Raw genomic sequence first — 13,109 nt, forward strand, 5'->3', positions numbered from 1 at the left:
TGCTATAGATTCTTTGCTAGGAGTTAGAGGCACTATTCCGAAAGATAATTTAATATCTAACTATATATTTTGAATAGATGAAGCGGCGAAATTATATTGCCAGCTTGGGGAGCGGTCTCACGCTGCTGGCCGGGTGTGCTACGGGAGAAGGGAGCGGTGAGGGCGAGACGAACTCGACAGCGACGGAGACGGAAACCGCCACCGAAACGCCGACACCGACGCCGACACCGGAGCCTGACCCGAAAGCAGTCATCACCGATGCAGGGTTGATCCGAGAACGGGGCCGGTACACCGATCTGGCACGGAGTATTAGTGGCGTTGGCCTTGGCGGCGAGGCTATTGTCGGGATAGAATACAAGCTCCCGGTCAAAGACGGTGCCGTATCGGCTATTACCCAGGCAACGGTGTACGACGACGAGGGTACCCAGCTTACCCAGTCGTCGATGGATACCGACAAAGTTGTACAGGACGAATCGGAGTTCATCTCACGACAAGGGTGGTTCGCGGTCGAAACAGATGACTGGACCACCGGGAGCCACACGATAGAACTGGTCATCAACGCCACAAACTACGGGACAACCAGTGACCCAATGTCCGTCGAGTTTGATGTCGTTAAGCCACTGGGTCCCGAGGATGTCGAACTTGAACTGGTCGAGAAACCGACGACCATCAGGGTAAACAAGGAGTTTGACCTGACGTACAACATCCGGAATGTGAGTGACAGGGACTCGAGCCTCGTCGTGGACACAGTATTCATCGATCATCAAGAGCTAGAAGGAATTGAACTCGAACGGGACATCACTGGGAACATCCCGAAGGGTGGCCGGGAGCAGTTCGACGAAGCGGACCTCTCATTCAGAGTGGCCGGCGAGTTCACATACCAGATTCCGGAACTCGACGTAGAGTTCCCGTTCACGATTAAACCGCCGAAATAGCACGCCTCACTCCATCTTCTCGAACGTCGTCTCGGCCCACTGGACGGCGTAGTCAGCGCCGTACTCCAGATAGGCATCTGTGTCGAGCGCGGCAAACGGCGCGGGCAGATCGAGTCCGTGCTTGACGCCGCTGCAAGCGAGTTCGGCGGCCGCGGCGAACTCCGTCTGCCCCTGCGCGATCTCGCTGGGGAGGTCGTCGAGGCGGGGCTGCAGGCGCTCGCCGGCGTCGTCCCACGCCGCGTACAGATCCGGATAGTCGTCGGCCCAGTCGGCGAACTCCGCGCGGGTCTGGAGCCCGAGGTACGCCGTGTACACCGCCGCTGCGAGCTGATACCGGGCGTTCGCATCGAGGTAATCCTCGGTAGCGGTCACGAAATCCGGATAGCGCTCGCCGAAGAAGCCAAGGAAATGTTCCGGCTCGTCGAGACTGACCTCGACGAGCGCCTCGGCGATGAGAAACGAGACGAAGTCATCGGGCGACGTCTCCAGCCGCGGCTTGACGAACACGCAGGGCGGGACCGTCTGGCGCGTCCAGGCGACGCCGCCGTCGCCGGGCATCCCGATGGTGAGGCTGTTACCGATGTACTCCTGTAGCACCTCTGGCGCTGTGGTCGGAAGCCACGCACCGTCGTAGGAGATCTGATCGAGGCTGTCGGTCACCAGCAGGAGTTCTTCGGCGACTGCGGGGTCCAGTGTCTCGAAGTCGCGGTCGCAGTTCAGTACGAGCGCCTCCGGGGCGTAGGCCTCACGTACTGCCGGCAATTCGCCGGTCAGTGAACGCTCGGTGAACATCTACGCCGAGAACAGGACGAGGTTGATGACGATGCCGATCGACAGCAGTGCTGACACGCCGATTGTTCCGAGGACGATTTTCGTGGCCTTGCTCATGTCAATGAGTATCCCGGGCCAGACATTAAAACTTGAGAAACGATTTTCTGGGTCCACAGCGTTCGTCGAGTATGCGCCGCGAACGCACCTCGACAGGCACTGCCTGGGAGCAGCAGGTCGGGTACTCGCGGGCGATACGTGCGGGTGACACTGTTCGTGTTGCCGGCACCATCGCCACGGACGACGACGGCGAGGTCGTCGCGCCGGGTGACCCGTACGAACAGACGAAACACGCCTTCGGTATCGTCGCGGATGCACTGACGACTCTCGACGCCGACATCGAGGACGTCGTCCAGACCCGAATGTACGTCACTGACATCGACGATCAGGAACAGGTCGGCGAGGCCCACAGCGAATTCTTCGGCGACGTCCGTCCCGTGGCGACGATGGTCGAGGTGAGTGGGCTGGCAACACCAGAGGCCGCCGTCGAGGTCGAAGCCGTCGCGCAGGTCGAGTGATGCTGGGCCGGGGTGCCGTCTTGATTACTTGTCAGTCCTGCCGACACCCGCACGGTGGGCGACGGCACGCCACTTTCCGGAGCGGAACCGACCCACATTGACAGCGGCTTTCAAATAGAAATCCCCGATTAGCGCGGCGAAGATAGCCGGAAGGCCGAGTCCCAGTCCCGGGGAGAACGAAACGCCAGTCACGGGGATTGCTATGACGAACGCCGTCGGTAACGCGAGCGCTGCGACCGGCAGGCGGTAACAGTAGCTTCCGAGTACCGTTCCGTACAGCGGCCACCGGGTGTCACCAGCACCGCGAAGGCTTCCGCGCATCGTCCGCGAGACGGAGAAGCCGGCGACGAGCAGCCCGAAGACGCGGACAAACGTCGCCGCCAGGTCCGGGTAGGCGGTCCCGAACAGAGCAACGATCGGCCGGGCGAACACCACGAGAAGTAGTGCGACAGTGAGCTGGACCGCGAGTGCAACCCCGAGCGACTGCCAGCCGTACGCCGTCGCCTCTTTCGGGTCATCTGCGCCCAGCGACTGCCCAACCAGTGTCGACGCGGCGGTCGCATAGCCCCACGCTGGCATCAGCGCGAGTAGCATGACCCGGCGACCGATGGCGTACGCCGCGAGTGTCGGGGTGCCGAGTACGCCGAGAATGAACAGAAACGGAAACCGGCCAAAGGTCTGGAGCAGGCGCATTCCCGACAGCGGAAGTGCGACACGGACGAGTTCGGCGAGTAGTCCGAGGTCGAACTGTTTGCCACCGAGCGGCAGCGCCGTCGCGTACCGACCGGAGGCCAACAGCACGAAAAAGATGACTGCAGCGAGCGTGTTCGCTGCGACAGTCCCCCAGGCGGCTCCCGCGATTCCCATCGGTGCAACCGGCCCCAGGCCGAATATCAGCACACCGTTGAGCCCGACGTTGGTCGGCACAGTCAGCAACCGGACGTACATCGGCGTCCGCGTGTCGGCGCTCCCCGCGAGGGCGCGTGCGGCGACCATACTCCAGAACCGCGGCACCATCGACAGCATCACAATTGCGAGATACGTCGCGCCGTACTGGATCGCGGCCGGGTCATTGGAGAGACTATCGAGCAGTGCAGTCGGATACACCCACGCGATAGCAGTCAGTGGCAACGATAGCACGATTGCGAGCCACAGCGACTGCTTGACAGCCAGATTTGCTCGCTCCGGCTCGCCGCTCCCCTGCAGGCGAGAGACGACGCTTATTGTCCCGGAGGAGACAGCGAGCGCAAGTCCGAATCCCACGAAGTAGTACTGAAACCCCAGCTCGAGACCGGCCAGTGCGGCGTCACCCAGCGCCAGACCGACCATCAGAAAGTCCGCAAGCCGCAACAGGATTCGCAGACCTCCGGTGACCATCACCGGCGCGGCCAGGTCTGTCGCCTCGATGGCCCGGTCCCGGTCGACAGCATCCAATCTGGAGAGCGCGACTGGGACGGTGCGTACCAGCCGGCGGAGGGCGTCGCCGAGCACAGTTGTGTCACGGCGGGCAGGCAAACGTAGCTTACGACTCCGTGCCCCTGTAGAGTTGCACACAGCGCTTATCTATGCAAATCCCTACCTGTAGATATGGATCAAATACCCTCTAGGCGGTCGTTTTTGGCCGGCGCTGGGGCTGCTGCCACCGCTGGGATTGCTGGGTGTACTGGCCTCGGGATCGGGGACCAGACGCTAACGATGATTGACTGGGGGTACGTCTACAGTAACGGCGTCATCGAAGCCTTCGAGGAGCGCCACGGGGTAACGGTGGAGCGACAGGCCGCACAGGGATCGGCCGAAACCCTCGCGCAGCTGCGGGCCGGTCGCGCCGATTACGACCTGGTGCCGCTTGGCAACTACGCGGTGACGCCGGCGATGGAAGAGGGCTATCTCCAGCCGCTCGACCTCGATCAGGTCCCGGCATACGACGACGTGTTCGACTTCCTGAAAGCGGAGTACTTCGAACAGGACGGCGAGGTGTACGGGATTCCACGGAGCTTTGGGCAGACGCCGCTCGCCGTCAATACCGACATCGTTGAGCAGGATGTCACCGCGCTGGCTGACCTCTGGACCGAACCACTGGCCGGTGTCGTCGGCGGTCGCGACGACGCGCGCCTGCAGGTCCTGTACCGAAACGCGGCGAAAGGCGAGCCACTCAACCCGGCAAGTGCCGACGACGTGGACTTCGACTCGCTCCGTGCCGACCTTATCGACCGGCTGGAACTCACCGCCGGTCTCTGGAACAACGGGGGCGAGTCAGAGCAACTCCTCCGCAGTGAGGAGGTCGGCGTCCAGCCGGTCTGGAACTACGTCATCCAGTCGATGCAGTCGGATGGTCTCCCCGTCGAGCGAGTCTACCCCTCCGAAGGAACGAAAGCGTGGTTCATCCAGCACTGTATCCGGGACGGTGCGGAGAACCCAGAACTGGCACACACCTTCATTCAGGAGTGGCACACGCAGATGGGCTACAAGTCGCTGATGAAACCGAGCAACATCGCCGTCCCGAACGAGCAGGTGTTCTCCGAACACGATGTCGAGATGGCGGCGTACGGACTCGACGACCCGGACCAGTTCATCTACGAGGAACCGAAGCCACAGTCGCTCATCGAGCAGTACACCGAGACGTGGAACCGGGCAAAGACGGAGGCTGATCTGTAGTGAATGCGCTCGCTGTCGACGGTCTCACGAAGACCTTCGACGGAGCGCCTGCTGTCGACGATGTCTCGCTGACTGTCGAGCAGGGGGAGTTCTTCTCGCTCATCGGACCGTCCGGCTGCGGCAAGACGACGACGCTCCGAATGCTCGCCGGCCTCCTCACGCCGGATTCAGGGCGGGTGCTGCTCAACGGGCAGGACGTGACGGACCGGCCCGCCCGCGAGCGGGCGACGAACATGGTGTTTCAGGACCTCGTGTTGTTCCCCCACATGAACGTCGCGGAGAACGTCGGCTACGGGCTGGCTCGAAGTGGTGTTACAGAGCCGGAGCGCGGACAGCGCGTTGAGGACGCTCTGGCACTGGTCAATCTGGCGGGATTCGGCGACCGTGACCCGTCTGACCTCTCTGGCGGCCAGCGCCAGCGGGTCGCACTGGCCCGGGCGCTGGTCAACGACCCGGCGATACTGCTGCTTGACGAACCGCTTGCGTCGCTCGACCGGGCACTCCGAGAGGAGATGCAGGCGGAGTTCCGACGGATTCAGCGCGACAGCGACACGACCTTCCTGTACGTCACACACGACCAAGAGAGCGCACTGAGTATGTCTGACAGAGTCGCCGTGATGCGGGACGGGCGCATCGTCAACGTCGGCCCCCCTCGCCAGTTGTACACGGACCCGCAGACCCGGTTTGTCGCGTCGTTTCTCGGCGACGCCACGCTGCTTGAGGGCGACGTCATCAGGCGCGAGGGTGCCGATGTCGTAGTCCAGACCGGCGCTGGTCCGCTTCGGGCCAACGCAGACGCAACGAGCGACGCCGTGGGCGATGCGGTGACGGTCGCAGTCCGGCCGGAAGCCGTCACCCTCGGCGGCGACCTGACTGGCACCGTCACTGATGTCGCGTACAAGGGGTTCTACGAGGAAGCGACCGTCGACTGCGGCGGCGCGGAACTCGTCGTCCGACGCGAACGCAACACGGTGGCGGCCCCGGACAACGCGACATCCGCCGACGGCGGTACAGCCCTCCCGTTCCGCGTCGGAGAGACCGTCGAACTGGGCGTCAACCGGGCCGTCCTCGTCAGGGATGAGCGTCGCTAACGCACCCGGTCGGCTCCGGGACTGGCTGGTCGCCGGCAGCCCACTCTTGCTGGCACTGGCCCTAGGCGTGTTTCCGCTCCTGACACTGTTCGTCGAGAGCATTGGTCCCGGCCTTGGCAGCGAGAATTACGCGGAAGTGCTGTCGCCCCTATACCGCGGCGCACTGCTGTACTCTATCGGCGTCGGTGTCGGCGTCACTGCCATCTGTCTCGCCGTCGCGTATCCGATTACGTACTGGATTGCCCACCGGTGTCCGGACCGGTACCGGCTCGTCGCGCTGGTCTCGGTGACGTTGCCGCTGTGGCTCAATTACGTGGTGCTCAACTACGCCTGGGTGTGGATTCTGGCCCGGGGCGGCGTGGTGAACCGAATCCTCGTCGGGACGGGTCTCCTCGATTCGTCGCTTGACCTCCTGTACAACAACATCTCGATGACCATCGGGTTCGTGTACATCTACCTGCCCTACGTCGTGTTGACGATGTACGTCTCGATGGAGCGATTCGATTACCAGCTCATCGAGGCCGCGCGGGACCTCGGTGCGAGTGACATTCGAGTGTTTCTCGACGTCGTGCTCCCGCGAACACTTCCCGGCGCGGCGGCGGCGACACTCATCGTCTACGCACGCATCGCCGGCGCGTTTGCAACTCCTGAAATCCTCGGCAGTCCCGGGAACGTCATGATCGCACGGCTCGTCGTGCAGGCGTTCCGGCAGTACACGAACTACGGGTTCGCGGCGGCGCTGTCGTTCGTGTTCCTGCTGCTGGTGCTTGGAACGCTCGGACTCGGAGCGCTTTCGCCGCGGGTCAGACAGGAGTTACGACAATGGTGAGCCGCGTCACGCGGCTGGCCGAACGCGGTGCCGGGCGGCTCCCGGGCATCGTTGTCGCGCTGGCGCTCGTGTTCCTGTACACTCCCGTTCTCGTCATCGGGTACCTGTCGCTCTCACCCGCTGGCCAGCCGACGATTCCCATCGACGGGTTCTCGCTCCGGTGGTACACCGCGGTCCTGACTGATACCCGGTTTATCCGTGCGCTACTGACGAGTCTCGGCATCGGCGTCGTCACAGCCGTTGTCGGTACTGCGCTGGGGCTGGCCGGCGCATACGTGATTGTTCGGAGCCAACTCTCCCAGATTGCCCGTCGAACCATCGCCGTGATTATCGCCCTGCCGCTGTTCGTTCCGACGGTCGTCGTCGCCTTCGGTATCGGACGCGCTAGCGCGCTCGTCGGCCTCGGCTACGGGTACCTTCCGGTCGTTCTCGGCCACTTGTTCTGGGTACTCCCGTTCACTACGTTCCTCATTGCTGCCCGCTACGCGGAGCTCGACGACCGCCTCTCGGCTGCGGCCCGCGACCTCGGTGCCGATGACCGGACTGTGTTCAGGACGATCACGGTGCCGTTGCTGTGGCCGGCACTGACGGCGAGTGTGTTGTTCGCGTTCGCGCTCTCGTTCAACGAGTTTCTCATCACCTTCTTCCTCGCCGGGTCGAGCGTGACGACGGTCCCGCTGGAAATATTCGGCAAGGTCAGAATCGGTGCCACGGCCTTCCTGAATGCGGCGAGTGTGCTCGTCATCGTTGTCAGCGCTGTGGCGGCCGGTGTGGCTTCGACACTGCGCCGTCCTGTGTGAGTGGTTCCAGCCGCCAATCTGCTCTGCGACCCAGCGGCACGCTTTTGTGACCGAGCGGCGAGCGACGTAGTGATGCCAGACATTGAAGTCGGTGAGACGTTCACCGAAACCCGAACGTTCCAGCCCGACGATGTCGACCAGTTCGCCGCCCTCTCTGGAGACGACCAGCCCCGCCACACAGAGCCTGATGGGGACGGTCGGCAGATGGTCCAGGGGTTGCTCACCGCGTCGCTGCTAACCAGCATTGGCGGCGACCTCGAAGTGCTCGCCTCGCGGATGGAACTCCAGTTCCAGCGCCCGGTGTACACCGGTGAGACGCTGGTCTGTGAACTGACAGTCGTGAGTACCGACCCGGATGCCGACGGCGGCGTCGCTGTTGTCGGCGATGTGGCTGTCCGACGGATCAATCGCGGCGATGAGTCCACTCAGGCCGACACAGCCGCCGCGAACCCGGCCGACGGAGGCACCGCTGGAACCGTCGTGCTTGAAGCGACCGTCGAGGGACTAATCAGGGAATGAGCTGTTCGCCGTCGTCGTCGTAGAGTGTGATGGCGTCGACCGGACAGGACCGGGCGGCGAACTTCGCGTCCAGTTCGGCGTCGTCCGGGACCTCCCGCACGAACACGTCCGAATCGGTTTCCTCGCTGTCCGCCAGCACCGCTTTGCCGGCGTCCTCGTCGCGCTCGAAGGCGTCCCACTCCGCGACACACTGGAACATCCCGATACAGGTGTCGTAGTCGTACTCGACTCGCATACCTCGTGTTGGCCGCTCGCGGGCAAAGGCGTTCCCCTCGCCGCCGTCGCGGGTGTAGTGCGACAGTTTAAATCGGGGCAGGACCCAAGCGGGGTGTAATGGACGTTGCGGACCTGCCGGGCGTGCCCGAGTGGCTCCCGGACCACCTGCGCGACGACGGCATCGAGGAGCTGTATCCGCCCCAGGCCGAGGCCGTCGAGGCCGGCGTCACCGAGGGGAAGAACCTGGTCGCGTCGATTCCGACGGCCAGCGGGAAGACCCTCATCGCCGAGCTAGCGATGCTTTCATCGGTCGCTCGCGGCGGTAAGGCACTGTACATCGTTCCGCTGCGGGCGTTGGCCAGCGAGAAACAGGCTGACTTCGAGGAGTTCGAGCAGTACGGCCTCGACATCGGTGTCTCGACGGGCAACTACGAGTCCGAAGGCGGGTGGCTCGCGGACAAGGACATCGTCGTCGCCACCAGCGAGAAGGTCGACTCACTCGTGCGCAACGACGCCCCCTGGATAGAGGACCTCACCTGCGTCGTCACCGACGAGGTCCACCTCGTCGACGACGGCGAACGAGGGCCGACTCTGGAGGTGACACTGGCGAAACTCCGTCGGCTCAACCCCGACCTGCAGACCGTCGCGCTGTCGGCGACCATCGGCAACGCGGAGGCGCTGGCGACGTGGCTCGACGCGGGCCTCGTCGATTCGGACTGGCGGCCAATCGACCTCCAGAAGGGGGTCCACTACGGGCAGGCGCTACACCTCGAAGACGGGAGCCAGCAGCGGCTCTCGGTGCAGAACAACGAGAAACAGACGGCGGCTATCGTCCGCGATACGCTCGAAGACGACGGGTCGACGCTGGTGTTCGTCAACTCCCGGCGCAACGCCGAGGCGGCCGCGGGCCGGCTGGCCAACACCGTCCGGCCACACCTCAGCGACGAGGAGCGCGGGCGGCTGGCCGACATCGCGGAGGAGATCCGTGACGTGAGCGACACGGAGACGAGCGACGACCTCGCGGACGCCGTCGCAGACGGGGCGGCGTTCCACCACGCCGGCCTCTCGCGCGGCCACCGCGAACTCGTCGAGGACGCCTTCCGGGACCGGCTGGTGAAGGTCGTCTGTGCGACGCCGACGCTCGCGGCCGGCGTCAACACGCCCTCGCGGCGCGTCGTCGTCCGCGACTGGCGGCGCTACGACGGCTCAGCGGGTGGGATGGCCCCGCTGTCGGTACTTGAGGTCCACCAGATGATGGGACGAGCCGGCCGGCCGGGGCTCGACCCCTACGGCGAGGCGGTCCTCATCGCCAACAGCCACGACGAAGTGGACGAACTGTTCGAGCGCTACGTCTGGGCCGACCCCGAGCCCGTCCGGTCGAAACTGGCCGCCGAGCCAGCCCTGCGGACACATATCCTCGCGACGGTTGCCTCCGGATTCGCTCGGTCGCGTGAGGGCCTGCTGGAGTTCCTCGAACAGACGCTGTACGCCAGCCAGACCGACGAGGGCGGCCAACTGGAACGCGTCGTCGACGACGTACTCACCTACCTCCAGCGCAACGGCTTCCTTGAAATAGAAGCCGGCGAACTCGATGCTACCTCGCTGGGCCACACCGTCTCGCGGCTCTATCTGGACCCGATGAGCGCCGCCGAAATCGTCGACGGCCTCCGGGACTGGGAGCGAGGAGCCAGCGATAGCACCTCGGCAAGCGGGTCGCCGGCTGACCCGCAAGCGGAACCGCCGGCTGACAGCGGCTTCACAACCGCAAGCGAGCTGGCTGAGAATGCCGCCGGGAGCGACGATGATAGGGACCCGGACGACATCTCCGCACTGGGCCTGTACCATCTCGTCTCGCGCACGCCGGACATGTACCAGCTGTACCTCCGCTCGGGCGACCGCGAGGAGTACGAGATGGAGTTGTTCGAGCGCGAGGAAGAGTTGCTCGGCCCGACCCCCTCGGAGTTCGAGGAGGGCCGATTCGAGGACTGGCTCTCGGCGCTGAAGACCGCCCGCCTGCTCGAAGACTGGGCGACGGAGGTCGACGAGGCGACCATCACGGAGCGCTACGGCGTCGGTCCGGGTGACATCCGCGGGAAAGTCGAAACCGCCCAGTGGCTGCTGGGAGCGGCGGAGTCGCTGGCCAGCGAGGTCGACCTGGACGCCGCGCGGGCCATCAGCGAGGCGCGCATCCGCGTCGAACACGGCGTCCGGGAGGAACTGGTCGACCTGGCCGGCGTCCGCGGCGTCGGCCGCAAGCGTGCCCGGCGGCTGTTCCAGGCTGGCATCACCGACCGCGCACAACTCCGGGACGCGGACAAAGCCGTCGTGCTGGCGGCGCTCCGAGGCCGCCGGAAGACGGCCGAGAACGTGCTGGAGAACGCTGGCCACCGGGACCCGTCCATGGAGGGCGTCGAGCCCGCACCCGACGTATCCGTCGACCTCGACGACGGCGACACGGACACGAACGGGGACGTTACGGCCGACGACGACCAGTCCAGTCTGGGTGATTTCTGATGGAGGTTGTCGAAGGAACTGCTGAAATCGACGACGTGGGGTCGTTCGTGGAGACGCTCGGCGCAATCGGCGACCGCCACGGCGTCATAGTACAGGCATTCGACGCTCGCTACGTCGTGGACCGCGCCCATCTCGAACTGGCTGTCGAACTCGCAACCCGGGCCCACCGTCGGGGTGACGCTATCGCCGAGGACTTCGGCGTCGAGATACTGCTGTACGCAGCCGGTCGCCGCCAGATAAACCGCGCGCTGACGATGGGCGTCGGCGAGGGCTCCTGTCCCGTCGTAGCCGTCGTCGTCGACCCCGAAAAGGTTAGTTCCCACAAAGGTAATGACGAGCCGCGGGACATCGGCGCAGCCGCCGACGAGGTGCGTGACGCCCTCACGCCCGCGTCGACGCTCGGCGAGTACGACGCGGAGCGCGTCCGGTCGTTTTTCGACGTGACCGACGCCGAACTCGCCGCGACGGCCGGTGGCCTTCCCGACGCCGTCCGGGAGCGCGTCGCGCTGTTGCCGGTCGAGAAGTAGCGACAGTATTTTTGACGATGGCCGTGTTATCGTCACACATGGACCCACAGCGGACGGCACGGCAGCGGGCCAGCGAGCGTGCCCGCCGGGTCGAAGCGACGGTCGACCGCACCACCGGCGGGGCCGCGTACCCGGTCCGCGTGGAGGAGCTGGCAGACGAATACGGCAGCGCCGACCCGCCTGCCGAGGACCTCTCGGCCGCGATCGAACGCAGTACCGACGGCGAGTTCGACTCGCCGACGGAGGTCCGGGCGGCCATCCAGCAGGTGACAGCGCAGAACAGCGCCCGCACCGAGGCGACGTTCGACGAGCGCGAGCAGTCGTGACTGCGCTGGAGACGCCGCTGTCTATCGGCGGCGTCGAAGTCCCCAACCGACTGTATCGCGCACCGGTACTGGAGTGTGCCGGCAACGGCGAGGCTGCTGTCGACACGCTTGTCGACGAACTCGAACCGACGGCGGCCTCCGGCGTCGGCCTCATCTTTCAAGGCGCGAGCATCGTCACCGACCGCGGCGGCTGCGCCGCGCCGAACATGACGCGGGTCCACGACCCGGCCTTCGTCGAGCGGCTCGCCCGGCTCACCGGCGCGGTCCACGACCACGGCGGCCGAATCTTCCTGCAACTGGCCCACGGCGGTCTCCGGAGCATGGCGACCTGGCACGCCGAGTACCGTCGGCGGCACCCAGACCAGCGCCAGCTGGCCGTCAGCCGCCCGCCCTGGCAGCTCCGGGCGCTCGACTGCGCCGGCCTGATTTCGCTGCGGCCGGACGTGCTCTCGACCGCGGAGGTGTGGGACCTGGCCGAGCAGTTTGGTCGGTGTGCCGGCTACGCCGTCGACGCCGGCTACGACGGCATCCACCTCTCGGCGGCGAACATGAGCCTGATCCAGCAGTTCCTCTCCCCGTTCTACAATCACCGGGACGACGAGTTCGGCGACGGCATCCGCTTCCTCAAAGCGGTCCACGACGCTGTCCGGGACCACGCCGGCGACGTGCCGCTGGTCACGAAGGTCCCCGCCGAGACCGCTGCGCCCAGCTTCGTTCGAAGGTATCTCACCCAGACGGACGGCGTGAACATCGCTGAACGGGCGGCAGCCATCGGCTACGACGGGCTCGTCCCGGTCGCGGTGTCGCCGTTCTGGGACATGAGCATCGTTCGCGGCGCGTTCCCCGACCGGGCCTGGGACGCGAGCGACCTGCAGGACGACTACGCGGCGGTCTTTGGCGGTCGACTCCGGGCGCGTGCCGTCCGGCTGCTCAACAGCCTGCAGGCCCGCCGGTTCGGCCACGACCCGGGCTGGAACGCCGACTTCTGTCGAGCGGTCCGCGAGCGCGTGGACGTGCCGGTCCTGCTGGAGGGCGGGCTGCGGACGCGTGCCGACTGCGACCGGTATCTCGGCGCGGACGGGGCCGCGCCCGCTGCCGATGCGGTCGGGATGGCTCGGCCGTTCTACGCGGAGCCGCGGCTCGGCGCGCGCCTGCTCGACGGCGCGGACGCGCTGTGTGAGAGCTGTAACAACTGTACTGTTCCGCAAGTCACCGGCGAACCGGGCCGCTGTCGAACGCCCGCGATCGTCCGCGAACAGGCTCGGCTCCGGCGGGATGGTGCCTACGAGCGAACCGAGTAACGGGCTTCGGATACTGCCACCGCCACAACTGGGCAGATACAAAGGCTCAT

14 protein-coding genes are annotated in these 13,109 nt (G+C 65.4%); 11 read left to right on the forward strand and 3 right to left on the reverse strand.

What is annotated here, in order from left to right; genetic code table 11:
• Nucleotides 1-77 precede the first annotated feature (77 nt).
• Nucleotides 78-935 (forward strand): hypothetical protein, encoded by an 858-nt coding sequence (locus tag BVU17_00660; GenBank protein ID AUG46107.1) that lies wholly within the window; start codon nucleotides 78-80, stop codon nucleotides 933-935.
• 6 nt (nucleotides 936-941) lie between these two features.
• On the opposite strand, the gene BVU17_00665 is transcribed toward BVU17_00660, so the two are convergent.
• A complete protein-coding gene (locus BVU17_00665) occupies nucleotides 942-1,727 on the reverse strand; it encodes a hypothetical protein (protein AUG46108.1) in 786 nt (261 codons plus the stop codon).
• 167 nt (nucleotides 1,728-1,894) lie between these two features.
• Between BVU17_00665 and BVU17_00670 the strand changes: the two genes are divergently transcribed.
• Entirely contained in the window at nucleotides 1,895-2,281 is a 387-nt protein-coding gene (locus BVU17_00670) for a hypothetical protein (GenBank protein AUG46109.1), read from the forward strand.
• A gap of 24 nt (nucleotides 2,282-2,305) precedes the next feature.
• Here the strand turns inward: BVU17_00670 and BVU17_00675 are convergent, their stop codons facing one another.
• Nucleotides 2,306-3,772 carry an MATE family efflux transporter gene (locus BVU17_00675; protein ID AUG46110.1) on the reverse strand — a complete coding sequence of 489 codons (1,467 nt, stop codon included), beginning with the start codon at nucleotides 3,770-3,772 and terminating at the stop codon, nucleotides 2,306-2,308.
• Nucleotides 3,773-3,868: 96 nt separating this feature from the next.
• Here BVU17_00675 and BVU17_00680 point away from each other — a divergent pair, with 96 nt between their 5' ends.
• The 5 genes from BVU17_00680 to BVU17_00700 all read left to right on the forward strand — a co-directional run bounded on the left by BVU17_00680 (nucleotide 3,869) and on the right by BVU17_00700 (nucleotide 8,175).
• Nucleotides 3,869-4,936 carry a spermidine/putrescine ABC transporter substrate-binding protein gene (locus tag BVU17_00680; protein ID AUG46111.1) on the forward strand — a complete coding sequence of 356 codons (1,068 nt, stop codon included), beginning with the start codon at nucleotides 3,869-3,871 and terminating at the stop codon, nucleotides 4,934-4,936.
• On the forward strand, nucleotides 4,936-6,027 hold the full coding sequence (locus BVU17_00685) for a spermidine/putrescine ABC transporter ATP-binding protein (GenBank protein ID AUG46112.1): 1,092 nt from the start codon (nucleotides 4,936-4,938) through the stop codon (nucleotides 6,025-6,027). Before BVU17_00680 ends, BVU17_00685 begins: the two co-directional genes overlap by 1 nt.
• On the forward strand, nucleotides 6,014-6,856 hold the full coding sequence (locus BVU17_00690) for a spermidine/putrescine ABC transporter permease (protein ID AUG46113.1): 843 nt from the start codon (nucleotides 6,014-6,016) through the stop codon (nucleotides 6,854-6,856). The genes BVU17_00685 and BVU17_00690 overlap by 14 nt, the downstream gene beginning before the upstream one ends.
• Nucleotides 6,850-7,656 carry a spermidine/putrescine ABC transporter permease gene (locus BVU17_00695; protein AUG46114.1) on the forward strand — a complete coding sequence of 269 codons (807 nt, stop codon included), beginning with the start codon at nucleotides 6,850-6,852 and terminating at the stop codon, nucleotides 7,654-7,656. The genes BVU17_00690 and BVU17_00695 overlap by 7 nt, the downstream gene beginning before the upstream one ends.
• Before the next feature lie 72 nt (nucleotides 7,657-7,728).
• The gene (locus BVU17_00700; protein ID AUG46115.1) at nucleotides 7,729-8,175 is read left to right on the forward strand and encodes an enoyl-CoA hydratase; all 447 of its coding nucleotides are present in this window, start codon (nucleotides 7,729-7,731) and stop codon (nucleotides 8,173-8,175) included.
• Here the strand turns inward: BVU17_00700 and BVU17_00705 are convergent.
• Complete coding sequence (locus BVU17_00705; protein AUG46116.1) at nucleotides 8,165-8,410, reverse strand: ferredoxin; 246 nt, start codon at nucleotides 8,408-8,410, stop codon at nucleotides 8,165-8,167. The two genes, BVU17_00700 and BVU17_00705, sit on opposite strands and share 11 nt — an antisense overlap.
• Nucleotides 8,411-8,508: 98 nt before the next feature.
• On the opposite strand from BVU17_00705, the gene BVU17_00710 reads away from it, so the two are divergent.
• The 4 genes from BVU17_00710 to BVU17_00725 are packed head-to-tail and all read left to right on the forward strand — an operon-like array spanning nucleotide 8,509 to nucleotide 13,059.
• Complete coding sequence (locus tag BVU17_00710) at nucleotides 8,509-10,905, forward strand: ski2-type helicase (GenBank protein ID AUG46117.1); 2,397 nt, start codon at nucleotides 8,509-8,511, stop codon at nucleotides 10,903-10,905.
• Nucleotides 10,905-11,432: a KEOPS complex component gene (locus BVU17_00715; GenBank protein AUG46118.1), complete on the forward strand. Its 528-nt coding sequence runs from the start codon at nucleotides 10,905-10,907 to the stop codon at nucleotides 11,430-11,432. The genes BVU17_00710 and BVU17_00715 overlap by 1 nt, the downstream gene beginning before the upstream one ends.
• Nucleotides 11,433-11,470: 38 nt before the next feature.
• Entirely contained in the window at nucleotides 11,471-11,758 is a 288-nt protein-coding gene (locus BVU17_00720; protein ID AUG46119.1) for a hypothetical protein, read from the forward strand.
• Nucleotides 11,755-13,059, forward strand: a complete 1,305-nt coding sequence (locus BVU17_00725) for an NADH-dependent flavin oxidoreductase (GenBank protein AUG46120.1) — start codon at nucleotides 11,755-11,757, stop codon at nucleotides 13,057-13,059. Before BVU17_00720 ends, BVU17_00725 begins: the two co-directional genes overlap by 4 nt.
• Nucleotides 13,060-13,109 lie beyond the last annotated feature (50 nt).

The sequence above is a fragment of the Haloarcula taiwanensis genome (assembly GCA_002844335.1).
Classification (GTDB): domain Archaea; phylum Halobacteriota; class Halobacteria; order Halobacteriales; family Haloarculaceae; genus Haloarcula; species Haloarcula taiwanensis.